Source organism: Amycolatopsis tolypomycina (genome assembly GCF_900105945.1).
GTDB lineage: Bacteria > Actinomycetota > Actinomycetes > Mycobacteriales > Pseudonocardiaceae > Amycolatopsis > Amycolatopsis tolypomycina.
Map to the genome: position 1 here is coordinate 2,676,764 of NZ_FNSO01000004.1, position 22,467 is coordinate 2,699,230.

A 22,467-nucleotide genomic window follows, 5' to 3' on the forward strand; every position below is an offset into this window, starting at 1 on the left:
GTGGCGGACGCCCCGACGGTCGGCGTGGAGGAGGAGTTCGTGCTGCTGGACACGCGAACCGGGGCGGCCGTCCCGGCGGCTCCACGGATCCTGGCGGCGCTGCGCGGCGAGCCCGGCGTGGTGCCGGAGTTCCTGCGCCTCCAGATCGAGACCCTGACCGGGGTGTGCCACTCGCTCGCCGAGGTCCGCGCGGACCTGACGCGGCTGCGCCGGCGGGTGAGCGAGGCCGCGGAGGAGGCGGGGTGCTTGGCGGTGGCGACCGGCGTCGCGCCGTTCGGCACCACCCCGCTGGTGACCGCCGACGCGCGGTACGAACGGCTGGCCGCCCGCTTCCCCGACCTGGTCGCCGGCGCGGGCACCTGTGCCTGCCACGTCCACGTCGGCATCCCGTCGCGGGCGGCGGGCCTGCGCGCGCTCACCGGGCTGCGGCCGTGGCTGGCCGTCCTGCTGGGCCTCAGCGCGAACTCGCCGTACGTCGCCGGTGCCGACTCCGGGTTGGCGAGCGCGCGGTACCCGCTGTGGTCCCGCTGGCCGACGGCCCGGCCGCCCGCCGCGTGGCGCGACGTCGCCGGGTACGACGCGGCCGTCGCCGAGGCGATCCGCGGCGGTGCCGCGCCGGACGCCCGCGGGGTGTACTTCTACGCCCGCCTGTCGCCCCGGCACCCGACCGTGGAGGTGCGGATCGCCGACGTCTGCCTCGACGTCGACGACGCCGTCGTGCTCGCCGGGCTGGTACGGGCGCTCGTGGCCACGGCGTTGCGGGGCGAGGTGGCGGCACAGCCGTCCGACGCGGCCCTCGCGCGGGCGCTGCGGGCCGCCGCCCGGCACGGCCTCGACCGGACCGCAGCCGCGCGGCTGCTGGCGCACGCCCGGCCCGCACTGGCGGAGTCCGGAGACCTCGAGGTGGTCCACCGGGGATGGGCCGGGCTCGCGGACCGGGGCGGTGGCGCGGTCCGGCAGCGTGCGCTGCGGGCGGTGTCGGCCACCCCGGCGGAGTTCGCCGCCCGGCTCGCCACGGTGACCCGGGGAACCGAAGACGAGAGCATGGAGGCGGCACGATGAACGCGGGAACAGTGACCGGCGCGGCGGAGTTCCACGCCCTGCCGGTGGCCGCGGCTGCCGAGCGGCTCGGCGTCGACCCGGCACGGGGGTTGAACAGTGAAGAGGCCGAAGCGCGGTTGGGGCGCTACGGCGACAACGTCGTCCGCGTGCCCGCCGGGCCCGGGCCGATCCGGCGGTTTCTGGCGCAGTTCCACAACCCGCTCATCTACGTCCTGCTGCTGGCGGGCGTGGTGACGTGGGTGTTCGGCGGGCACGTCGACGCCGGGGTGATCGCCGGCGTCGTCCTGCTGAACGCCGTCGTCGGGTTCGTGCAGGAGTCCCGCGCCCAGCGCGCGCTGGAGGCACTGTCCAAAATGGTCCCGGTGGAAACGACCGTCGTCCGTGACGGGGTGCCGCAACGCGTGCCCGCGGCCCGGCTGGTCCCGGGTGACGTCGTGGAGCTCGCCGCGGGCGACCGGGTGCCCGCCGATGTCCGGCTGGCCGAAGTACACCTGGCCGAGGTCGACGAGTCCGCGCTGACCGGCGAGTCGGTGCCGGTGGTCAAGGCCACCGAGCCGGTTTCGCCGTCGGCCCCGGTCGCCGACCGCGCCGGCTGCGCGTACTCGGGCACGCTGGTGACCCGGGGGCAGGCCCGCGGGCTGGTCACGGCCACCGGTGGCGAGACCCAGCTGGGCGGCATCCAGCACCTGGTGGCCACCGCCGAGGTCGTCCCCACCCCGCTGACCCGCAAGCTGGCCCGCTTTTCGCGGCAGCTGAGCGTGGTGATCGTCGTCGTCGCGGCCGCGGCTTTCGTGCTCGGTGTCCTGCGGGGGTCGCCGGCGCCGGAGATGTTCACCGCGGTGGTCGCCCTCGCGGTCGGCGCGATCCCCGAGGGGCTGCCGGCCGCGGTCGCGATCGTGCTGGCCATCGGCGTCGTGCGGATGTCGCGGCGCGGCGCGATCGTGCGGCACCTGCCCGCTGTGGAGACGCTCGGCGGAACGACGGTGATCTGCACGGACAAGACCGGCACGCTCACTCGCAACCGGATGACGGTGACGACCCTCGCGGCGGCCGGGTCGCCGGTCCCGGTGGCCGAGGCGGGGGAGACGCTGCGCGAGTGCCTGGTGGCGGGGGTTTTGTGCAACGATGCGGAACTCGAAGAAGGGGATCCGACCGAGAGCGCGCTGCTCGGCTCGGCGATCGCGGCGGGCCTGGACCCGGCCGCGATCCGGGCCGCCGCGCCGCGCACGGACACCGTGCCGTTCGAGTCCGAAACCCGGACGATGACGACATTCCACGGCGAGGTCGCCTACCTCAAGGGTGCGGTCGAAGAGGTGGCGGCCCGCTGCGAGGCCGAGCTGGTTCCCGGCGGCGAGGTTCGTCCGATCGACCGGGACGCGCTGGACCGCGTGCACGGATCGCTGACCGCGCGGGGACTGCGGGTGCTGGCGTTCGCGCGGGTGACGCCGGGGGCCGCACCGGTGCTGCTGGGCCTGCAGGCCATGCACGACCCGCCACGACCGGAGGCGGTCACCGCGGTGGCGGCGTGCCGGAGTGCGGGCATCGACGTCAAGATGATCACCGGTGACCACGCCGGGACGGCCCGCGCGATCGCCGGTGAAGTGGGACTGGCTTCCGGCCGGGTCCTCACCGGTGCCGACCTGGCCTCGCTGCCTGACGAGCAGTTCGACGACGCCGTGGCGGCCACACAGGTGTTCGCACGGGTGTCACCAGGGCAGAAACTGCAATTGGTGCAGGCGTTGCAGCGGCGCGGACACGTGGTCGCCATGACCGGCGACGGCGTGAACGACGCGCCCGCTTTGCGCCGGGCCGACATCGGCGTCGCGATGGGCGCGGGCGGCACCGACGCCGCCCGCCAGGCCGCGGACATGGTCCTGACCGACGACGACTTCGCCTCGATCGAGGCGGCCGTGCGGGTGGGCCGCGGCGTGTTCGACAACCTGCGCAAGTTCATCGCCTGGACGCTGCCGGCCAACATCGGCGAGGGCATGGTGGTGCTGGTGGCGATCCTGCTCGGCGCGACCCTGCCGATCGTCCCGGTGCAGATCCTGTGGATCAACATGACGACAGCGGTGTTTCTGGGCCTGACGCTGGCATTCGAGCCGACCGAGCGCGGCATCATGGGACGCCCGCCGCGCCCGCCTGACCGGCCGTTGTTCACCGGTTCCCTGCTGCGGCGGGTGGTGCTCGTGTCGCTGCTGCTGGTGGTGGCGGCGTTCGGCGCATTTCGCCTGCAGCTCGGTCTGGGGGCTTCGCTCGCGGAGGCCCGGACGACCGCGATCAACGTGTTCGTCGGCGTGCAGGCGGCTTATCTGCTCGGCTGCCGTTCGCTCGACCGGCCGGTGGTGTGTGCGTGGCCGGGGCACAGCCGGATGTTCCTGCTGGGCATCGGTTTGACGGCCGGCCTGCAGCTGCTGCTGACCTACGTGCCGGTCATGAACTCGTGGTTCCACACGGCGCCAATCGGACTGGTTTCGTGGCTCTGGGTGCTCGGGGCGGCGGTGGTGGCGTTCGCGGTGGTGGAGGCGGACAAGCTGCTCTGGTCGCGGCTCAGCACAGGGCCGGCAGCCGCGCGACGGCGAAACCGGTGACCGCCGACGTGGCCCCCGCCATCAGCAGACCGCCCAAGACACCGATGAGGATGGCTGGTGCCGCGACGCCACCTTTCCCGCTCGGCCCGGTGGATCGGCACGACCGCCGGCGCGTGGCCGTCCGGGTCGACCGTGTTCCTGGACACTGCGCGAAGCCGATCGACAGCAGCAGTGTGCCGCCCAGGACGGCGGCCACCGGCCGGAGCAGCGGGGGCGGCCAGGTCGGCAGTGCCGCGGCCCAGGTGGTCGGAGCCGGTCCCAGGAGGTAAGCGGCGATGCGGTAGCGGCGGAGTACGAAGGCTGGGCCGGCGCCGAGTGCGGCGCCTTCGGCCGCGCCGGCCAGCAGCAGCACGGGAAGTTCCGCCGGAGAGTTCGCGGTCAGGGCCCCGGCGACCGCGGGGATCGAGAACCCGAGGAACTCGCTGACCGTCACGACCAGGAACCAGGTCCGGGTCAGCCTGCGGCCGCGCAACGGCGGTCTGCTCCGGGGCGGCACCATGGTCAGAGCCAGTCGCGGCGTTTGAACAACACGTACAGCGTTGCCGAGACGATCAGGATGGCGAGCGTCGAGACCCACACGCCCGATGCCGTCCCGAAGCCCGGGTACGGGATGTTCTGCCCGTAGAACCCGGTGATCGCGGTCGGGACCGCGATGATCGCCGCCCAGCTGGTGACCTTCTTCATGATCGTGTTGAGCCGGTTGCCCTGGATGCTCAGCTGCGTCTCGCGGATGGTGGCGATCAGCTCGCGGAGGGACTCCGTCCACTCCGTCACGCGCAGGACGTGGTCGTAGACGTCCTGGAAGTAGGGCAGGAGGGTGTCGTTGCGGCGCATCAGGGCGGCGACGATCTCCCGCATCGGCACGGCCAGGTGCCGCAGCCGGCTGAGGCTCCGGCGCAGGCGCAGGGAGCGGCGCTGCAGGTCGGTGTGGTCGACGCGGTCGGCGAACAGGAGGTCTTCGAGGGCTTCGACCTGCCCGTCGAGGGCTTGGACGGCGTCGAGGTGCCCGTCGACGAGGTAGTCGAGCAGGCCGTGCAGCAGGAACGCGGCGCCGGCCTTGGCCAGGTCCGGGGTGGCGTCCCAGCGTGCGGTGAGGGCGTCGATGTCGGTGGTGCCGTTGCGGTGCACGGTGATCAGCACGCGGTCGGTGATGAACGCGTCGAGTTCCGAGGCGGCCAGGGCGCCGTCGGTCACGCGCACGGTGTAGGCGGCGAGGAACGAGTGCCGGTCGTAGCGGACGAGCTTGGGGCGTTGGTGGTCTTCGTCGAGCGCGGATGCGACGGCCAGCGGGTGGAGCCCGAGTTCGGTGGTGAGCGCGGCCAGGTCCTGCGCGGTGGGAGCGTCGAAGTCGAGCCACAGCGTCACCGACGGGTCGGCGAGGTGGCAGGCGGCTTCGGTGGCGGGGAAGTTCTCCTGCTCGAGGACGCCGCTGCGGTACAACCGGCTGCGTGTCATCGGCTCAGTGGTCGTGCGCGGCGGCAAGGCTGGCGCGGCAGGCGCGGACCAGCTGGCGGGTGGCGCGCGTGGCGGGGGTGTCGCCGCAGGACGGGCAGCGGACCGAGACGTCGCCGGCCAGCTGGTCGATCGCGACGTTCAGCGCGCATTCGCAGGCGCGGCACCAGCGGGTGCCGGTGATGATGACGACGTGCAGCGGGGAGGCGACGCAGTCGTGCAGCCACCGGCGGTGGGTGCGGCAGGTGACGCGCTCCAGGGGGTCCAGGCCGTCCTCTTCGGACCGGTCTTCCGCGGTCAGCGTGCGCGCCAGGTGCTGGTCGACGACGTCGGCGTAGCGGGGTTCGACGAAGTCGGCGGGCCTGAGGGCGAGCCGGTCGCGACGGTTGCGGCGGAGGGACGTCGGCTCGGCGGTGGTCGCCGGGGCGAATCCGGGGTTGGTGTCCATGGTGTGCCTCACTTTCGTCGGATTCCAGAGTCCGCCTGGTGAGGCCGGGGGAGGAGGGCCGGACCGCCCCGGTTCCGGTGGGGCGAAGGCCCATCCGCGTGAGGACTTCCGTCAGGAGACGGTGCGTACCAGGTACACGGGGCACGCGGCGTTGTGCAGCAGCGCCTGGCCGGTGGAGCCCAGCAGCAGGCCGGGGAAGCCGCCGCGGCCGCGGTCGCCGAGCACCACGAGCTGCGCGGTCGCGCTGCGCTCGATCAGCTCGCGGCGTGGGTGACCGCGGACGACGACCCGCTCGACGGTGATGCCACCGGCCTCGTGCTCGCCGGTGAGCTCGCCGAGCAGTTGCTCGCCGGCCTCGGTGGCGGCCTGCGGGTCCAGGTGCGGTTCGGTCTCCGGGCGCGGCTCGTCCGCCGACGCGTGCACCACGACCAGACGGGTCTTCCGCGCCCGTGCCTCGGCCACGGCCGCCGCGAGGATGCGGGCGCTGGGCTCGCTGCCGTCGATCCCGGCCACGACCGGCCGGTCCGCCACCTCGGGGTCGTCCCAGGAGTCGCCGCGGACCACCACCACGTCACAGGCGGCGTGCGCGCCGACGGCCGAGGCGACGGAGCCGGCGAGCAGGCCGGTCAGCCGGCCGCGGCCACCCGAGCCGACGACGACCAGCGCCGCCGTCCGCGACGCTTCGATCAGGGCCTGCGCGGCCCGGTCGGGATCGAGCCGCGTGGTCACGGCGGTCGTGCCCTGGGCTTCGGCGATCTCCTGCGCCGCCCGCAGGTAGCGCTGCCCGTGCGCACGCAGGGTGTCCTTCATCTCCTCCGGGGGCGGGACAACCCCGCCGGCGAGCAGCGCCGGGAAGTCGAGGGCGTGCACGATTTCCAGTGGGACGTCACGCAGGCGAGCGGCGCGGCCGGCCCAGCGGACGGCGTCGAGCGCCTCGCCCGACCCGTCGATTCCGGTGACGATCGGTCGTTTCGTCGTGTTCATCGGCGGCTCCCGGTACGGCTGTCGTCGGCCGACGGTAGGGCGATGACGTGACCGTCCGCTGCGGCCGGAAGTCCTTTCGCGAGGGGACTTCCGGCGGCCTCTTCCCGCAGCGCCGCGAGGACCACGGCCCCGTCGACGGTCTCGTGCTCCTGCAGCCTCGCGGCGAGCGCGTCGAGGGCACTCCGGTGCCGGTGCAGCAGGTCGGCCGCCCGGTCCTGGGCCGCGCGCACCAGCCGGGCGATCTCCTGGTCGACCGCCCGCTGGGTCTGTTCCGAATAGGGCCGGCCCAGCAGCTCCGGCCGGTCCTCGGCCGCGCTGTAGCCGATCGGGCCCAGTTCCGGTGACATCCCGAACTCGGTCACCATCTTCGCCGCCAGCGCCGTCGCGCCGGCGAGGTCGTTGGCCGCCCCGGTCGAGGTTTCTCCGAACACCACCAGCTCGGCCGCGCGGCCGCCCATGCGAACCGCGAGCAGGTCCGTGAGGTGGCTTTCGCGGTAGAGGTGCCGTTCGGCCTCCGGCAGCTGCTCGGTCGCGCCCAGCGCCATCCCGGCCGGCAGGATCGTCACCTTCGCCACCGGGTCGGCGTGCTCGCAGAGCGCCGCCACCAGCGCGTGCCCGGACTCGTGCACCGCCACCGAGTGCCGCTCCTCGGGGAGCAGGGCGTTCGAGCTGTCGCGCCGGCCCAGCAGCACGCGGTCACGCGCGGCCGCGAGGTCGGCCGCGGTCAGGACCGTGCGGTCGTCGCGGACGGCGTTGATCGCCGCCTCGTTGACGAGGTTCGCGAGGTCGGCGCCGGAGAAACCCGGCGTGCCGCGGGCGACGATGCCCAGGTCGACGTCCGGGTCGAGGTGCTTGCCGTCGATGTGCGTGGCCAGGATGGCCGCGCGCTCGGCCTGGTTCGGCAGCGGCACGGTCACCTGCCGGTCGAACCGGCCAGGCCGCAGCAGTGCCGCGTCGAGGGTCTCCGGCCGGTTGGTGGCCGCGAGCACGACGACGCCGCTGCTCTGGTCGAAGCCGTCCATCTCGGCCAGCAGCTGGTTGAGCGTCTGTTCCCGTTCGTCGTGCCCGCCGAGACCGCCTCCGGTGCCGCGCCGGCCGCCGACGGCGTCGATCTCGTCGATGAAGATGATCGACGGCGCCCGCGTCCGGGCCTCTTCGAACAGGTCCCGCACCCGGGACGCGCCGACCCCGACGAACATTTCGACGAACGCCGAGCCGGTGATGGACAGGAACGGCACGCTGGCCTCCCCGGCGACCGCGCGGGCGAAGAGCGTCTTCCCGGTTCCCGGCGGGCCGACCATGACGACGCCGCGCGGGCCCTTGGCTCCGGCCGCGGCGTAACGCGCCGGGTCGCGGAGGAAGTCGATGATCTCGCCGATCTCCTGCTTGACGCCTTCGTACCCGGCGATGTCGGCGAACCGGGTGGTCGGGCGCTGCGCTTCGATGATCTTGGCCTTCGCGCGGCCGAACCCGGTCGCGCCGAGGCCGCCGGCGGACTTCTGCGCCCGCATCCCGGCCCAGACGAGGAACCCGAGCAGGAGGAAGAACGGCAGGTAGCCGAGCAACCCCGACAGCAGCGAACCACTGGCTTCGGTGGCGGTGATCGCGACGTTCTTTTCGCGCAGCTTGGCCTCCAGCTGTCCCGGTTCGAGTGCCGTGGGGATGCGGCTGGTGAACGCCGCGCCGCCGCGCCGCTTCCCGTCGACCGCGCCCTGGTCGTCGACCGTCACCGACTCGACGTGCCCGGCGTCCACTTCGGACAGGAACTCGGTGTAGGTCATCGACGGCGCGGTGGGCGTCAGGAAGACCGGTACGACGAGCGCGCCGAGGATCAGCAGGCCGAAGGCGGTGAGGAGCCGGCTGCCGGCTCGTGAGCGCTGCGGCGGCTCCGGTTTCGGCGCGGGCGTGGGCGGCGGGCCGGATCGGGCCGTTCGGGACATGGGAGGCGCTCCTGGGGTCGCGGGGTGGTCTCACCTTCGCGGCTGCGCCGGCGGGGAAGAAGGGCCTAACGTCCCCGGCCGGAAGGACCAGGGCACGTCGCGCCACCGCGGCCGGCGGCGCATCCTGGCCTGGGAGTCCCCGCGACCCGAGGAGGACGGATGAACCTGCCGACGACCATGGCCGCTTGGCGCGTCACCAGGCCGGGCCCGATGCCCTCCGGGCCCCTCGAGCTGTCCCGGCTTCCGGTTCCGCGGCCGGTCGCCGGCGAGCTGCTGGTGCGGGTGCTGGTGTGCGGGGTCTGCCGGACGGACCTGCACGTCGCCGAGGGCGACCTGCCGGTGCACCGGCAGGGGGTGACGCCCGGGCACGAGGTCGTCGGCGAGGTCGTGGCGCTCGGGCCGGACGTCACCGGCTTCGCGGCCGGCGACCGGGTGGGGATCGCGTGGCTGCGCGAGACCTGCGGCACCTGCCGGCACTGCCTGCGCGGCCGGGAAAACCTCTGTCCTGAATCGCGCTACACCGGCTGGGACGCCGATGGTGGCTACGCCGAGTACGCGATCGTTCCGGCGGCGTACGCCCTGCCGTTGCCCGGCGGGTACACCGATGACGAACTGGCGCCGCTGTTGTGCGCCGGGCTGATCGGCTACCACGCCCTCGCTCGGGCCGAGGTGCCCGAGAACGGCCGCCTCGGCATCTACGGCTTCGGCGGCAGCGCGCACCTGACCGCCCAAGTGGCGATCGCCCGCGGCGCCACCGTGCACGTCATGACGCGCAGCGCCGACGCGCGCAAGCTGGCGCTGGAGCTGGGGGCCGCGTCAGCCGGGGAAGCCGCCGACCCACCGCCGGAACCACTCGACTCGGCGATCCTGTTCGCGCCGGCCGGCGAGCTGGTGCTGCCCGCGTTGGCGGCGCTCGACCGGGGCGGGACGCTGGCCATCGCGGGCATCCACCTGTCGGACGTGCCGCCCTTGAACTACCAGCAGCACCTGTTCCAGGAGCGGCAGGTGCGCAGTGTCACGGCGAACACGCGCGAGGACGCGCGGGAATTCCTGGACTTCGCCGGAACGCACCACCTCAGTGTCAGCACCGTGCCCTACGCGCTGCCCTACGCGGACCAGGCGCTGGCGGACCTGGCCGCGGACCGCGTGAACGGCGCGGCGGTGCTCCGGGCCGGCTGAGCCGGGCAGCAGCCGGACGGTCACGGCCGCCCCGCCGGGGTCCGGAGGTGCCGGACGGCGCCGGGCCGGGACCAGGCACCCAGGACGAAGGCGGCCAAGCCGAGCAGCAGCGCCGCCAGGGCGTCTCGCCATTCCTGTGCCATCGGGAAGTACCTCCTCCCGCTCACGATGCGCTCTTCACCGGGCGATCAGGAGCGGTCAAAGGTCACCGAGCGCGGGGACGAACGACCGCAGCATCCGCGCCGCCGCGCGACCTACCGTCGGGTTCACGAACTGAGACCCGGAGGGAACGTCATGAGCGCAACCGGAAACGCGCCCGTCGTGGTGGCCGTGGACGGCTCGGAAACGGCGGCCGCGGCTGCGTTGTGGGCGGCTGGGGAAGCGGCCCGGCGGCATGCTTCGCTGCTCGTCTTCACGGCGTACGGCTACGAAGACACCGCGTTCGGCGGCAGGGTGTACCCGCCGTCGGACTGGCTGGCGGTCAAGGAGGCCGAAGCCGACCAGTTGCTGCGCCGGACACGGGCGACCCTCGAAGCCGCCGTCCCGGGGCTCGAGGTCGGCACCGAGGCCAGCGACCGTGGTCCGGTGCCGGCGCTGCTGGCGATGTCGGAGCGGGCCCGGCTGCTCGTCACCGGCGAGCCCGTCGGCCCGATCGCCGGGCTGTTCAGCGGGTCCCCCGACGTCGACCTCGCCGCCAAGGCCCACTGCCCGGTGGTCGTCGTGCGCGGGCGGGAGAGCGTCGACGGCCCGGTGGTCGTGGGTGCCGACGGCAGCCCGCTGAGCGAAGCGGCGATCACCTGGGCGTTCGAAGAAGCCTCCCTCCGCAACGCGCCGCTCGTCGCGCTGTACACCTGGCACGACGGCGACACCGCCGGTCTTTTCAGCGATGGCAACGTGGCGTTCCAAGGCGAATCCCTGCAGGATTCCGGCCGCCGGCTGCTCGCGCAGCGGCTCGCCGGGTGGCAGGAGAAATACCCCGACGTCATGGTCCAGCGCCGCGTCGAGCACGACAAGCCGCGTCACCGGCTGCTCTCGGCGAGCCGTGGCGCGCAGCTGGTCGTCGTCGGCAGCCGCGGCCGCGGTGGCTTCACCGGACTGGTCCTCGGCTCGACGAGCCAGGCCCTGCTCCACCACGCCGCCTGCCCGGTGATGGTCGTCCGCACCGAGAACGCCTGAAGGAGAACCACCATGACCCCGGTTTCCGCGGTGATGACCGCCGACCCGATCACCGTCTCGCCGCAGACGCCGTTCAAGGACATCGCCGAGTCGCTGACCGGCAACGGGATCAGCGCGGTCGGCGTCGTCGACAAGACGGGCGCCCTCGTCGGCGTCGTCTCCGAGGCCGACCTGCTGCCGCACCTGTGGGAGGACCCGAAACCCCGCCGCCGCGACCGCCGGCTGGCCCGCAAGGCGACGGCGTGCACCGCGAAGGACCTGATGACCAGCCCGGTCGTCACGATCGATGCCGGCGACTCGCTGGCCGTCGCCGCGGCGAAGTTCGCGCGCACCGGCGTCCGCCGGTTGTTCGTGCTGCGCAACGGAAAGCCGGCGGGCGTGCTGTCCCGCCGCGACCTCGTCCGCGTGTTCACCCGCGGCGACGCGGACCTCGAACGCGAGGTGTGCGACCGGATCCGGCAGCTGAGCTGGGGTCCGGACCGGGTTCGCGTGGAGCTCCGGGCCGGGATCGTGACGGTGGTGGGCCGCGTGGAGCGGCGCAGCGACATCGACCCGGTGACGCGGTCGATCAGCGAGCTGTCCGGTGTGGTGGAGGTGCGGAACCGGCTCGACTACGTGTGGAACGACGTGGGTTGAGCCTTGACGGGAAGGCCTCCGCCCGGGTTCGGGCGGAGGCCTTCCGAGCCTCGCTCAGCGCTTGTCACGCGGCGGGTTCGGGTCGTGGCCCTTCGGTGACGTGTCCTTCTGCCGAATCCGGCCGTCTCGGCCGTGAACGACCGTTTCCCCGCCTGTGTTCGCCGTGATCTCCCGCGCCCGGGCGGAGGCCTGAGCCTGAGTGTCGGTGTGAGCGCTCGCCCTGCCGGCTCCGGGCTTCTTCACCTCCCAGCCGCCGTTGGGGTTCGGCACCACATGCCGGTCCTTGTCAGTCATGCGATCGTGCTCCTCGATTGGCTGTCCTGCGCCAAAGGCGTAGGACGTTACGCCGAGGAGAGCACTGCGCACTCGGTGATCACAACCGGTTTCCGGCCGGTGGCGTCGTATCCGCGGTCAGCGGCGGCCGCGCAGTTGTTCCGGGATCGGCAGGCCCACGCCGTACGGGTGGGGGAGCGGCCGCAGGACCTCACCGATCGGGCGGCGCGGGGTCGCCGGGAGCGGTGCCGCGTCCGTCGGCGCGTAGCCGACGCGGACCACCAGCTGTGGCTCGAGCCGTCCGCCGAGGACGCAGTCGCGGACCAGGCCGCGGGTGCTCGTCAACTCGAACGGTTCGGTGTACACGCAGGACGCCAGGTTCAGCCGGGTGGCCGTGAGCAGGACCGCGCCGGCGGCTTCCCCGGCGCGGAGGCGGTCCAGTTCGGCGTCGCCCGCGGTGGCGACCACCGTGAGGACCGCGCCGTCCGGGCCTGCCGCGTCCGGGAGCCGCCCGCCCGCGAACTCGCGGATCCGCAGCTCGCGGCGAGGTGCGAGGGCCAGGACCGCGTTCCGGGCCGGCACGCCGTCCGGGGCGTGGTCGCGGCCGCTCCACGCGGCCAGCTCGATCTCGTAGTCCTGGTCGGCTCGGTGCAGCCCGGCGGCCTCCGCGGCCGCGGTGCCGAGCACCGTCCGATGCGGTGCAGCCGTCGCCAGGTACAAGGCCGCGCCCTGGTCGGAAGCACTCTTCTGCAGCAACACCTCGTCCCGCCCCAGCAGCGGCCGCTCGGCGAACCGGCGCCGGTCCGAACGGCGGCGGGGAATGGCCGCCGCGAGTGCGATGTCGTCGTCACGCGTGTCGTGCGGCACCAGCTCGATCCTCGCCAGGAGACCGGGCTCGGGCAGCCGGTGGATCCGCGCGGCCCAGCCCATCGCCGCCGCGGCGACGGTGAAGTGGTGCAGTGCGCACCCGCAGCTGACGAGCAGGTCACGGCCGTCGGGGTCGGTGTGGCGCAGCCGGCGGCTCGTGTCGGCCCGCAGCTCGACCGTGCGGCCGCTGAAGCGCCACTGCCACGGCTGGGAGTTGTGCACCGAGGGGGCACGCACCGCGAGCGCGACCGCCGCCCGCACGGTGTAGCTGTCGGGCATCGTGGGGTCCATCGCTCCTCCTCGGATCGGATGCCTCCCATGCTTGCCGCGGCAGTCCGCGGTCCCCAGGGCCGAAGGGCTTCGCCGGAATGACCGCGTTGAGGCCCTTCGGCCCTTTCCGGCCCACGGCAGGCGGTCGAACCTGGGCACGGACCCCGGGAGGAGCCATGCACCCGAACGATCCCTTCGCCCACGCGGACGACCGCGCGCGGAAATGGCTGGCGGTCGTGGGCGACCAGCTCGGCACCGAGCCTCGACGGTCAGCCGATCGCGGACCGTCTGCAGCCACGCCCGGAGTACCCGGTAGGCCTGACGTCCCCGGCTTCACCGCCCGGTTCGCCGGTGCGGCGGGCGTCACCCTGACCGAAGTTCCCCCGGCCGCGGCGGCGGTCACCGCCGCGCTCGATCGGCTCTGCTCGCCCGGCCAGCTGGGACACGTCATGAAGCTGATGCCGAGCCGCCTCGCCGAGCTGCTGACCGGCGACCGCCGTGCGCACTGAGACCCGCCGGGAAGCCGGTCTGCTGACGCTCGTCCTTTTACTCGTCGCGGCCGGTGGAATCACCTGGTGGGCGGGCGCGCCGGTCGCCGCCGACGTCGTCTGGGCCGCGGCCGATCTGGTCACCCTCGTCCCGGCCGTCGTCTGGGTGGCGGCCGATCTGCGTGCCCGGCGCTGGGGTGCCGACCTGCTCGCGGTGCTGGCCCTGGTCGCCACGCTCGCGGTGGGCGAGTACCTCGCGGGCGCGATCGTCGCGGCGATGGTCGCCACCGGGCGCGTCCTCGAAGCGGGCGCGCAACGGCGGGCGAGCCGGAACCTGACGGCGCTGCTGGACCGGGCGCCGCGGGTGACGCACCTGCGGACCGCGACCGGCCACGAGACCGTCCCGGTCGGCACCGTCCGGCCCGGCGACCTCATCGTCGTCCTCCCGGGTGAGGTCGTGCCGGTCGACGGCGTGCTGCCGGACGGCGGGACCTTCGACGAGTCCGCGCTGACCGGCGAGCCGCTCCCGGTGCAGCGGCCCGTCGACGACACCGTCCACAGTGGAGTGGTCAACGCCGGTGCCGCCGTCGACGTCCGGGCGAGCGCGGCCGCGGCAGACAGCGCCTACGCCGGTGTCGTGCGGCTCGCCGAGCAGGCCGCGGCCCGCACCGCGGGCGTCGCCCGGATCGCCGACCGGGTCGCCGTCTGGTTCCTGCCCGCCTCCCTGCTGATCGCCGCGCTCGCCTGGCTGCTGACGGGGGAGGCGGACCGCGCCGTCGCCGTGCTGGTGACCGCGACGCCGTGCCCGCTGCTGCTGGCCGTCCCGATCGCGGTGACCGGGGGCATGTCCCGGTCCTCGAAAGCCGGCGTGGTGGTCAAGGACGGTGCCGCGCTCGAAGCGCTCGGACGAGCCGCGGTCCTGCTGATGGACAAGACCGGCACCGTGACCAAGGGCCGTCCCGAGATCACCGATGTCGTGTGCGCGCCGGGGCACGACGTCATCGAGGTCCTCGCTCGCGCCGCGGGGGTGGAACAGTACTCACCACACGTGCTCGCGGCTGCGGTGGTACGCGCCGCGGCCTCGGCCGGCGCCGCACCGGCGGCCGCCGAAGACGTCACCGAGGAGGTCGGCTCGGGCGTGCGCGGCCGGGTCGGCGGGCACCGGGTGCACGTCGGACGGCGGGCCGGGGCGGAGTTGCCGGCGTGGGCGCGCGGTGCCGCCCGGCGAGGTCGGCTCGATCTCGCGTCCGTGCTGTGGGTGGAGGTCGACGGCGAGCCCGTCGCGGCGCTGCTCGCGAAGGACCCGATCCGGCCCGACGCCGCCCGGACGATGCGCCGGCTGCGCGCTGCCGGCATCGGCGAGGTCCGCCTGCTCACCGGCGACCGCGTCGACAACGCGCGCGAAGTCGCCGCGATGCTCGGCCTGGACGACGTCCACGCCGAGGTGACGCCGGCGGAGAAGCTGCGCGAGGTGGAGGCCGCTCGCAGCAGGGGCGTGACGGTGATGACCGGTGACGGCGTCAACGACGCACCCGCGCTGGCCGCGGCCGACGTGGGGGTCGCGCTCGGCTCCCGGGGTGCCACGGCAGCCGCGCAGGCCGCCGACGCGGTCATCCTCGACGACCGCCTCGACCGCCTCGCGGACGCGGCGGAGATCGCCCGCCGGTCGCACCGGCTCGCCGTGCAGAGCGCGGTGGCCGGGACGCTGCTGTCGCTGGTGGCCATGCTCGCCGCGGCCGGCGGTGTCCTGGTGCCGGTGGCCGGGGCGCTGGTCCAGGAAGCCATCGACGTGGTGGTGATCCTGAACGCGCTGCGCGCCCTGGGCGACCGGAAGATCCACGGACCCGCCCCGGCGGCGATGGTCCGGCGGTTCGAGTCCGAGCACGAGAAGCTGCTCCCCGCCCGAGCCGCGGTCCGCCAGGCAGCCGACGCCCTGGCCGGGGGAGCGACACCGGCCGCGGACGTGGCGCTCCGCGCGGCGGCGCGGCTGCTCACCGACGAGCTGCTACCGCACGAACAAGCCGAAGAGACCGAGCTGTACCCGGCGTTGTCGACGGCGCTCGGCGGTCCGGAGGGCACGGTGACGATGAGCCGTGAACACGCGGAGATCGGCCGCCTGGCCCGACGGCTGGAACGGCACTTGGCGGAGGCACCGGACGGGATCCAGCCCGACCAGGTCGACGATCTGCGTGCGACGCTCTACGGCCTGGACGCCGTGCTGACGCTGCACTTCGCGCAGGAGGAGGAAGCGTATTTCACGCTCCCGTCCTCCTGAGCGGGGCTACTTCCGGCGAAAGTCCACCGGCGCCCAGCCGCGGCGCACCGGACGTGAAGCCGCCGCGCGATCTCGTGAGCGGTAGACGATGTACGGCCGTACCAGGTACGTCACCGGAGCCGTGAACGCGTGCACCAGCCGGGTGAACGGCCACAGCGCGAACAGCGCCATCCCGATGAGCACGTGCAGGTGGAACGCGAGCCCGGCGCGGCTCATCGCTTCGACGTCCGGCTGGAACACGAACAACGACCGGAACCACGGCGACACCGTCAGCCGGTAGTTGTGCTCATCGCCACCCGCGACACCCAACAGCGTCGTGGCCAGGCCCGCGACGATCGCCGCCACCAGAACCAGGTACATCAGCTTGTCGTTCGCCGTCGTCGCGCGGAAGACCGGGCCCGTGGTCCTCCTGCGGTAGATCAGGATCGCCACACCGGCCAAAGTGGACAGTCCGGCGATGGTGCCGAGCACCAGCGCCTGGACGTGGTAGGCCTCCTGGCCGAGGCCGAGGGCGTCGGTCCAGCTCTTCGGGATCAGCAGCCCGATCACGTGACCGACGATCACCACCAGGAGCCCGAAGTGGAACAACGGGCTGCCGATCCGCAGCAGCCGGGATTCGTGCAGCTCCGACGACCGGGTCGTCCAGCCGAACTTGTCGTAGCGGTACCGCCACACCGTGCCGCCCACCAGCACGGCGAGCATGACGTACGGGGCGATGCCCCAGAGGAGGACGTTCATCGCGGGGCTCCTGCGGGGATCGTGCCGAACGGGGCGAGGTCCAGGCCGACCTGCTCGCGGGGTGGCCCGCCGCGGGCGAGAGCCTTGGCCGCGGCGACGTCTTCGGGCGACGGGCCGGGCAGCAACGCGCACACCGCCTGCACCGGTGCCGCGTACGGGGTGCCCGCCTCGAGCAGGGCGAGGCGCAGCAGTTCCAGGCCCGCGCGGTGCTCCTGAAGCAGCCCCAGCCCATCCGTCAGGTCGGCCGTCGCCGCGTACTCGAGGACCGCCGGCAGGTAGTCGGGCAGCTCGGTGCCGGTGAACTCGACGCCGGCGGCCCGGTAACGCGCCTTCAACGCGGCGAGCGAGCTGCCGCGGCGGCGGGTCTCCCCGTCGCTCCACCAGGTCAGGTACAGGCAACAGCGGCGCCGGGTGTCGAACACCTTCACGTAGTGCTCGGCGTCACCGCCCGCAGCCAGGAACGACTGGAGGTGGTCACGCGATACGGACTCGGGGAGTGCGGAAACCGCCGCTCGCACGGTCGGCAGCGTCGCCCGCTGCGCGTCGTCGGGGTACTGCAGGCAGAGTGAAGCCGCCTGCAGCACCACCCTGGTCTGTTCGGGGGTCATCGGTCACTCCGAGGCGGGAACGGACGGCCTTTGCCGTCCCAGTTGAGGAGGTTGACGCGCGCGCCGGGCATGCCGAGGTCGGTGACACCGTCGCTGGTCTGGCGGTCGCGCAGGGCGTGGAACGTCTCGACGGACACCGGGGTGGCGCGCCCGGACCCTTCGCCGAACGGGCCGCTGCCGACCATGCCGGGCCCGCCGTCGACGTCGAGGCTGCAGCCGAGTTCCTCCAGCTGGTGGGCTTCCCCGGTGTAGGCGGTGGGAATGACGTACCGCTCTTCGTACTTCGCGATGCCGAGCAGCCGGTACATCTCGACCAGTTCGCCGCCGGTCATGCCGACGGCCGCGGCGATCGACTCGTCGCGCGGCCGGTCGAGGCTGACATCACGCATGTACGAGCGCATGGCGGCCAGCTTCCGGAGCACGCGGTCCACCGGCTCGGCGTCGCCGGCGGTGAACAGCTCGGCGAGGTAGCCGATCGGGATGCGCAGGGCCTCGATCGCGCCGAAGAGGTTGCCCGCGGCTTCGCCGTCGTGCCCGGTTTCGGTGAGCCGGTCGACCACCGGCGACAGCGGCGGGATGTACCAGACCATCGGCATGGTGCGGAATTCCGGGTGCAGCGGCAGCGCCACCCGGTGCTCCTTGGCCAGCTTGTAGACCGGCGAGCGCTGGGCCGCTTCCAGCCAGTCCTCGGCGATGCCGTCGCGGCGCGCGGCGGCGAGGACCTCCGGGTCGTGCGGATCGAGCAGGACGTCGAGCTGCGCCTCGTACAGGTCGCGCTCGTCGACCGACGCCGCCGCCGTGACGCGGTCGGCGTCGTAGAGGAACAGCCCGATGTAGCGCAGCCGCCCGACACACGTTTCGCTGCACACGGTCGGCAGCCCGACCTCGACGCGGGGGTAGCAGAACGTGCACTTCTCGGCCTTGCCGGTGCGGTGGTTGAAGTACACCTTCTTGTACGGGCAGCCGGTCACGCACATCCGCCAGCCCCGGCACCGGTCCTGGTCGACCAGCACGATGCCGTCCTCGGCCCGCTTGTACATCGCGCCCGAGGGGCACGACGCGACGCAGGCCGGGTTGAGGCAGTGCTCGCAGATACGCGGCAGGAAGAACATGAACGCCTGCTCGTAGGAGAACTTCACCTTCTCTTCGGACTCCTGGCGCAGCCGCTCGACGATCGGGTCGCGCGGCCCGTGTTCGGGGGCGCCGCCGAGGTCGTCGTCCCAGTTCGCGCTCCACTCGACGGCCATCGGCTCACCCGACAGCAGCGATTTCGGCTGGGCGACGGGGAAGTCGTCACCCAACGGGGCATCGGTGAGGTTCTCGTAGTCGTAGGTCCACGGCTCGTAGTAGTCGCGGATGTTCGGCAGGACCGGGTTCGCGAAGATGGTGAACAGCTTCCGGAACCGGCCGCCTGCCTTGAGCTTCAGGCGGCCGCGGCGGGTGCGGACCCAGCCGCCGCGCCACTGCTCCTGGTCCTGGTACCGGCGCGGATAACCCTGCCCCGGCCGGGTTTCGACGTTGTTGAACCAGGCGTATTCGACGCCGCCGCGGTTGGTCCACGCCTGCTTGCACGTCACGGAGCAGGTGTGGCAGCCGATGCACTTGTCGAGGTTCATGACCATGCCCAGCTGGGCCATCACGCGCATGTCAGTACTCCACCTTCTGGCTGCGGCGGCGCCGGATGACCGTGACCTCGTCGCGCTGGTTGCCGGTCGGGCCGAGGTAGTTGAACGCGAACGACAGCTGGGCGTAGCCGCCGATGAGGTGCGTCGGCTTGACGAGGATCCGGGTCAGCGAGTTGTGGATCCCGCCGCGCCGCCCGGTGTGCTCGGACTTCGGGACGTTCACCACGCGTTCCTGGGCGTGGTAGACGAACACCGTGCCGGCCGGGATGCGGTGGCTGACGACGGCCCGCAGCACCATGACCCCGTTGCGGTTGACCGCTTCCACCCAGTCGTTGTCACGCACGCCGATGGCCGTCGCGTCGGGTTCGCTCAGCCACACCACGGGGCCGCCGCGGGACAGCGACAGCATGAAGAGGTTGTCCTGGTATTCCGAGTGGATCGACCACTTCGAGTGCGGGGTCAGGTACCGCACGGTCACCGAAGCGCCGTCGGTCTCGCCGAGGGACGGCTCCCCGAAGAGCCGGTGCATATCCAGGGGGACGCGGTAGATCGGCAGGGTTTCGCCCATTTCGTGCATCCAGTCGTGGTCGAGCAGGAAGTGCATCCGGCCGGTGAGGGTGTGCCACGGTTTGCGGCGTTCGACGTTGACCGTGAACGGCGCGTACCGGCGGCCGCCGGTCTCGCTGCCCGACCACTCCGGGCTGGTGATCACCGGCACCGGCTGGGCCTGGGTGTCGGCGAAGGAGATCCGCTTTTCTTCGCTGCCGGCGGCGAGGTCGGCCAGCCGGACCCCGGTGCGGTGCTCGAGCTGTTCGAAGCCTTGCACGGCGAGCCGGCCGTTCGTGGTGGCCGAGAGGGCCAGGATCGCTTCCGCCATTTTGGCGTCGGTGTCGATCGCCGGGCGGCCGTCCCCGGCGCCGCCGAGCATGACGCCGTTTTTCGCCGCCAGGCGGGTGATCTCCTCGTCCGGCTGGTAGGTGACGGCCTTGGTGGTGACGCCGAGCCGGTCGACCAGCGGGCCGATCGCGGCCAGCTTGTCGGCCACCGCGGGGTAGTCGCGTTCGACGACCACGAAGTTCGGCATGGTCTTGCCGGGGATGGCGGCGACCTCGCCGGCGCGCCAGTCCAGGACCGTGCCGCCGGGCTGGGCGGTCTCGCCGGGGGTGTCGTGCTGCAGCGGCACGGCGACGACGTCCCGCCGCACACCGAGGTGCGTGGTGGCGAGGTCGGAGAACCGGCGCGCGATCGCGTGGAACGCGTCGAAATCGGTGCGCGCCTCGAACGGCGGGTCGATCGCCGGGGTGAACGCGTGCACGAACGGGTGCATGTCGGTGGTGTTGAGGTCGTGCTTCTCGTACCAGGTCGCGGCCGGCAGCACGACGTCCGACAGCAGCGTGGAGCTGGTCATCCGGAAGTCCAGCGACAGCAGCAGGTCCAGCTTGCCCTCCGGCGGTTCGCCGCCGCGCCATTCGACGTCCTGGGGACGGCGGTCCGGCGGGGTCTGCTCGGCCTGGAGGTTGTGGTGCGTGCCGAGCAGGTGCTTGAGGAAGTACTCGTCGCCCTTCGCCGACGAGCCGAGCAGGTTGGCCCGCCACAACGTCAGGCAACGCGGCCAGTTCTCCGGCGCGTCGGGATCGTCGATCGCGAACCGCAGGGTGCCGTTCTGCAGGCGATCGGCGACGTGTGCGGCGATGTCGTAGTCGGCTTCGTCGGCCAGGTCCAGGGGGTTGACGTCGAACTGCGGGTAGGACGGCATCCAGCCCAGCCGCGCGGACAGCGCGATGGTGTCCATCGTGTGCTTGCCCGCCAGTTTCCCTTCGGCGAGCGGGGAGGTGAGCGCGTCGGCGCGGTAGCCGTCGTAGCGCCACTGGTCGGTGTGGGTGTACCAGTACGCCGTGCCGATCATCTGCCGCGGCGGGCGCTGCCAGTCGGTGGCCATCGCCATCGTGGCCCAGCCGGTCACCGGGCGGCACTTCTCCTGCCCGACGTAGTGGGCCCAGCCGCCGCCGTTGCGGCCCATCGATCCGGTGAGCATCAGCAGCGCGAGCACGGCGCGGTAGGTCGTGTCGCCGTGGAACCACTGGCAGATCCCGGCGCCCATGATGATCATCGTCCGGCCTTCGGACTCTTCGGCGTTGGCCGCCATCTCCCGGGCGATCCGGACGACCTGCCCGGCCGGCACCGACGTGATCGGCTCCTGCCAGGCGGGGGTGTACGGCTCGGCCGCGTCGTCGTACCCGGCGGGCCAGGTGCCCGGCAGGCCGTCGCGGGCGACGCCGTACTGGGCCAGCATCAGGTCGAACACCGTCGTGACGAGCTTGCCGGCGACCCGGCGGACCGGAACGCCCCGGCGCAGCACGCCGCCGGTGCCGTCGAGGGCGTCGAAGCGGGGGAGCAGGACCTCGACGGCGTCGCCGCCGTGCAGGGTCAGCCGCGGGGCGACGTCATCGAGTTCGAGGTTCCACTTCCCGGCGCCGGTCTCGGTGTGGCGGAAGCCGAGGGAACCGTTGGGCACCACGGGTTCACCCGTGGAGCCGTCGATCAGCACCGTCTTCCAGGCCGCGCCTTCGGTGTCCTCGCCGAGGTCGGCGGCGGTGAGGAACTTGCCCGGCACGTACGCGCCTTCGCGCTCGGTCAGCGTCACCAGGAACGGCAGGTCCGTGTTGCTTTGCACGTAGTCCACGAAGAACGGGACCCGCCGGTCGACGAAGAACTCCTTCAGCATGACGTGGCCCATGGCCATCGCCAACGCGCCGTCGGTGCCGGGCTGGGCGGGCAGCCAGGTGTCGGCGAACTTGGTGTTGTCCGCGTAGTCCGGGGACACCACGACGACCTTCTGGCCCTTGTACCGGGCTTCGGCCATCCAGTGCGCGTCCGGCGTGCGCGTCACCGGGACGTTGGACCCCCACATGAGCAGGTACGTGGCGTTCCACCAGTCGCCCGATTCGGGGACGTCGGTCTGGTCGCCGAACACCTGCGGCGAGGCCACCGGCAGGTCGGCGTACCAGTCGTAGAACGACGTCATCGCGCCGCCGATCAGCTCGATGAACCGCGATCCGGCCGCGTGGCTGACCATCGACATCGCGGGGATGGGGGAGAACCCGGCGATCCGGTCGGGCCCGTGGGTCTTGATGGTGTGGACGTGAGCCGCGGCGACGATCTCGGTGGCTTCGTCCCACGAGACGCGCACGTGCCCGCCCTTGCCGCGCGCGGACTGGTATCGCTTGCGCTTCACCGGATCAGCGGTGATCTCGGCCCACGCGGCGACCGGGTCCCCGAGCCGGGCCTTGGCCTCGCGGTACATCTCGACCAGCACCCCGCGCGCATACGGGTAGCGGACGCGGGTGGGCGAGTAGGTGTACCAGGAGAACGCGGCGCCACGCGGGCAGCCGCGGGGCTCGTACTCGGGCGAGTCGGGGCCGGCCGACGGGTAGTCGGTCTGCTGGGTCTCCCAGGTGATGATCCCGTCCTTGACGTAGACCTTCCACGAGCAGGAGCCCGTGCAGTTCACGCCGTGGGTCGAGCGGACCACCTTGTCGTGGCTCCAGCGGTCGCGGTAGAAGACGTCGCCCTCGCGCCCGCCTTCCTTGAACACCGCCCGCAGGTCGTCGGAGGTCTCGCGCCGGGTGAAGAACCGGCCGGTCTTCAGCAGGGCGTCGGCCAGCGGGCCGTCCGTCCCGCCGGGGTCCTTTGTTCCTCGCGCCATCGCGCCTCCCACGATTTCGATCTCGCGAAAACGATGTCAGGGACGGACGTCCCGAAGCTACGCCGAAGGTCCTCGATCGAGAAGACCAAGGACCATTCCGCACCGGTTCCGGCCCCCCGACGATGGGAGCGATCAGTCGACCCGAAGGA

19 protein-coding genes are annotated in these 22,467 nt (G+C 72.7%); 7 read left to right on the forward strand and 12 right to left on the reverse strand.

The window, feature by feature from the left end:
* Entirely contained in the window at positions 1-1,062 is a 1,062-nt protein-coding gene (locus BLW76_RS22285) for a carboxylate-amine ligase (protein WP_244170269.1), read from the forward strand.
* On the forward strand, positions 1,059-3,653 hold the full coding sequence (locus BLW76_RS22290; RefSeq protein ID WP_091310493.1) for a cation-translocating P-type ATPase: 2,595 nt from the start codon (positions 1,059-1,061) through the stop codon (positions 3,651-3,653). The genes BLW76_RS22285 and BLW76_RS22290 overlap by 4 nt, the downstream gene beginning before the upstream one ends.
* Here BLW76_RS22290 and BLW76_RS22295 read toward each other — a convergent pair.
* From BLW76_RS22295 to ftsH, 5 genes are all read right to left on the reverse strand, one after another.
* Positions 3,613-4,125, reverse strand: coding sequence for a hypothetical protein (locus BLW76_RS22295; protein ID WP_091310496.1), 513 nt, complete (start codon positions 4,123-4,125; stop codon positions 3,613-3,615). The genes BLW76_RS22290 and BLW76_RS22295 overlap by 41 nt on opposite strands.
* 29 nt (positions 4,126-4,154) lie before the next feature.
* Positions 4,155-5,108: a magnesium transporter CorA family protein gene (locus BLW76_RS22300; RefSeq protein ID WP_091310499.1), complete on the reverse strand. Its 954-nt coding sequence runs from the start codon at positions 5,106-5,108 to the stop codon at positions 4,155-4,157.
* A 4-nt stretch (positions 5,109-5,112) separates the two neighbouring features.
* The gene (locus BLW76_RS22305; protein ID WP_244170270.1) at positions 5,113-5,553 is read right to left on the reverse strand and encodes a hypothetical protein; all 441 of its coding nucleotides are present in this window, start codon (positions 5,551-5,553) and stop codon (positions 5,113-5,115) included.
* Between the two features lie 111 nt (positions 5,554-5,664).
* Positions 5,665-6,537 (reverse strand): universal stress protein, encoded by an 873-nt coding sequence (locus tag BLW76_RS22310; protein WP_091310502.1) that lies wholly within the window; start codon positions 6,535-6,537, stop codon positions 5,665-5,667.
* Entirely contained in the window at positions 6,534-8,477 is a 1,944-nt protein-coding gene (gene ftsH, locus BLW76_RS22315) for an ATP-dependent zinc metalloprotease FtsH (RefSeq protein WP_091310504.1), read from the reverse strand. The genes BLW76_RS22310 and ftsH overlap by 4 nt, the downstream gene beginning before the upstream one ends.
* Before the next feature lie 177 nt (positions 8,478-8,654).
* Here ftsH and BLW76_RS22320 point away from each other — a divergent pair, with 177 nt between their 5' ends.
* Positions 8,655-9,656 (forward strand): zinc-binding alcohol dehydrogenase family protein, encoded by a 1,002-nt coding sequence (locus BLW76_RS22320; protein WP_091319703.1) that lies wholly within the window; start codon positions 8,655-8,657, stop codon positions 9,654-9,656.
* Between the two features lie 20 nt (positions 9,657-9,676).
* Here the strand turns inward: BLW76_RS22320 and BLW76_RS50470 are convergent, their stop codons facing one another.
* The gene (locus BLW76_RS50470) at positions 9,677-9,799 is read right to left on the reverse strand and encodes a hypothetical protein (protein ID WP_279627692.1); all 123 of its coding nucleotides are present in this window, start codon (positions 9,797-9,799) and stop codon (positions 9,677-9,679) included.
* Between the two features lie 151 nt (positions 9,800-9,950).
* Here BLW76_RS50470 and BLW76_RS22325 point away from each other — a divergent pair, with 151 nt between their 5' ends.
* Together BLW76_RS22325 and BLW76_RS22330 are read left to right on the forward strand one after the other, a co-directional pair.
* A complete protein-coding gene (locus BLW76_RS22325) occupies positions 9,951-10,832 on the forward strand; it encodes a universal stress protein (RefSeq protein ID WP_091310507.1) in 882 nt (293 codons plus the stop codon).
* Positions 10,833-10,844: 12 nt separating this feature from the next.
* Positions 10,845-11,468, forward strand: a complete 624-nt coding sequence (locus tag BLW76_RS22330; protein ID WP_091310509.1) for a CBS domain-containing protein — start codon at positions 10,845-10,847, stop codon at positions 11,466-11,468.
* A 54-nt stretch (positions 11,469-11,522) separates the two neighbouring features.
* Here BLW76_RS22330 and BLW76_RS22335 read toward each other — a convergent pair whose 3' ends face one another.
* Together BLW76_RS22335 and BLW76_RS22340 are read right to left on the reverse strand one after the other, a co-directional pair.
* Positions 11,523-11,762: a DUF2188 domain-containing protein gene (locus BLW76_RS22335; protein WP_091310513.1), complete on the reverse strand. Its 240-nt coding sequence runs from the start codon at positions 11,760-11,762 to the stop codon at positions 11,523-11,525.
* Between the two features lie 117 nt (positions 11,763-11,879).
* Positions 11,880-12,899, reverse strand: coding sequence for an Acg family FMN-binding oxidoreductase (locus BLW76_RS22340; RefSeq protein WP_091310515.1), 1,020 nt, complete (start codon positions 12,897-12,899; stop codon positions 11,880-11,882).
* Between the two features lie 155 nt (positions 12,900-13,054).
* Here BLW76_RS22340 and BLW76_RS22345 point away from each other — a divergent pair, with 155 nt between their 5' ends.
* Both BLW76_RS22345 and BLW76_RS22350 read left to right on the forward strand, forming a co-directional pair.
* Positions 13,055-13,387 (forward strand): hypothetical protein, encoded by a 333-nt coding sequence (locus tag BLW76_RS22345; RefSeq protein WP_091310518.1) that lies wholly within the window; start codon positions 13,055-13,057, stop codon positions 13,385-13,387.
* Complete coding sequence (locus BLW76_RS22350; protein WP_091310521.1) at positions 13,377-15,641, forward strand: heavy metal translocating P-type ATPase; 2,265 nt, start codon at positions 13,377-13,379, stop codon at positions 15,639-15,641. The genes BLW76_RS22345 and BLW76_RS22350 overlap by 11 nt, the downstream gene beginning before the upstream one ends.
* A 6-nt stretch (positions 15,642-15,647) precedes the next feature.
* Here BLW76_RS22350 and narI read toward each other — a convergent pair whose 3' ends face one another.
* Genes narI through BLW76_RS22370 form a run of 4 tightly spaced genes read right to left on the reverse strand, consistent with a single transcriptional unit; the run spans position 15,648 to position 22,318 of the window.
* Complete coding sequence (gene narI / locus BLW76_RS22355) at positions 15,648-16,379, reverse strand: respiratory nitrate reductase subunit gamma (RefSeq protein ID WP_091310523.1); 732 nt, start codon at positions 16,377-16,379, stop codon at positions 15,648-15,650.
* A complete protein-coding gene (gene narJ / locus BLW76_RS22360) occupies positions 16,376-16,987 on the reverse strand; it encodes a nitrate reductase molybdenum cofactor assembly chaperone (protein WP_091310525.1) in 612 nt (203 codons plus the stop codon). Before narJ ends, narI begins: the two co-directional genes overlap by 4 nt.
* The gene (narH, locus tag BLW76_RS22365; RefSeq protein WP_091310528.1) at positions 16,984-18,633 is read right to left on the reverse strand and encodes a nitrate reductase subunit beta; all 1,650 of its coding nucleotides are present in this window, start codon (positions 18,631-18,633) and stop codon (positions 16,984-16,986) included. Before narH ends, narJ begins: the two co-directional genes overlap by 4 nt.
* 1 nt (position 18,634) lies before the next feature.
* On the reverse strand, positions 18,635-22,318 hold the full coding sequence (locus BLW76_RS22370) for a nitrate reductase subunit alpha (RefSeq protein ID WP_091310530.1): 3,684 nt from the start codon (positions 22,316-22,318) through the stop codon (positions 18,635-18,637).
* Between the last annotated feature and the right edge of the window lie 149 nt (positions 22,319-22,467).

What these genes read in the sequence shown, in the direction of transcription:
- narH (WP_091310528.1), bottom strand. Translation starts at nt 18,633, where the DNA reads ATGCGCGTGATGGCCCAGCTGGGCATGGTCATGAACCTCGACAAGTGC.
- BLW76_RS22370 (WP_091310530.1), bottom strand. Translation starts at nt 22,318, where the DNA reads ATGGCGCGAGGAACAAAGGACCCCGGCGGGACGGACGGCCCGCTGGCC.
- BLW76_RS22290 (WP_091310493.1), top strand. Translation starts at nt 1,059, where the DNA reads ATGAACGCGGGAACAGTGACCGGCGCGGCGGAGTTCCACGCCCTGCCG.
- narI (WP_091310523.1), bottom strand. Translation starts at nt 16,379, where the DNA reads ATGAACGTCCTCCTCTGGGGCATCGCCCCGTACGTCATGCTCGCCGTG.
- narJ (WP_091310525.1), bottom strand. Translation starts at nt 16,987, where the DNA reads ATGACCCCCGAACAGACCAGGGTGGTGCTGCAGGCGGCTTCACTCTGC.
- BLW76_RS50470 (WP_279627692.1), bottom strand. Translation starts at nt 9,799, where the DNA reads ATGGCACAGGAATGGCGAGACGCCCTGGCGGCGCTGCTGCTCGGCTTG.
- BLW76_RS22310 (WP_091310502.1), bottom strand. Translation starts at nt 6,537, where the DNA reads ATGAACACGACGAAACGACCGATCGTCACCGGAATCGACGGGTCGGGC.
- BLW76_RS22345 (WP_091310518.1), top strand. Translation starts at nt 13,055, where the DNA reads ATGCACCCGAACGATCCCTTCGCCCACGCGGACGACCGCGCGCGGAAA.
- BLW76_RS22330 (WP_091310509.1), top strand. Translation starts at nt 10,845, where the DNA reads ATGACCCCGGTTTCCGCGGTGATGACCGCCGACCCGATCACCGTCTCG.
- ftsH (WP_091310504.1), bottom strand. Translation starts at nt 8,477, where the DNA reads ATGTCCCGAACGGCCCGATCCGGCCCGCCGCCCACGCCCGCGCCGAAA.
- BLW76_RS22335 (WP_091310513.1), bottom strand. Translation starts at nt 11,762, where the DNA reads ATGACTGACAAGGACCGGCATGTGGTGCCGAACCCCAACGGCGGCTGG.
- BLW76_RS22340 (WP_091310515.1), bottom strand. Translation starts at nt 12,899, where the DNA reads ATGGACCCCACGATGCCCGACAGCTACACCGTGCGGGCGGCGGTCGCG.
- BLW76_RS22325 (WP_091310507.1), top strand. Translation starts at nt 9,951, where the DNA reads ATGAGCGCAACCGGAAACGCGCCCGTCGTGGTGGCCGTGGACGGCTCG.
- BLW76_RS22300 (WP_091310499.1), bottom strand. Translation starts at nt 5,108, where the DNA reads ATGACACGCAGCCGGTTGTACCGCAGCGGCGTCCTCGAGCAGGAGAAC.
- BLW76_RS22320 (WP_091319703.1), top strand. Translation starts at nt 8,655, where the DNA reads ATGGCCGCTTGGCGCGTCACCAGGCCGGGCCCGATGCCCTCCGGGCCC.
- BLW76_RS22305 (WP_244170270.1), bottom strand. Translation starts at nt 5,553, where the DNA reads ATGGACACCAACCCCGGATTCGCCCCGGCGACCACCGCCGAGCCGACG.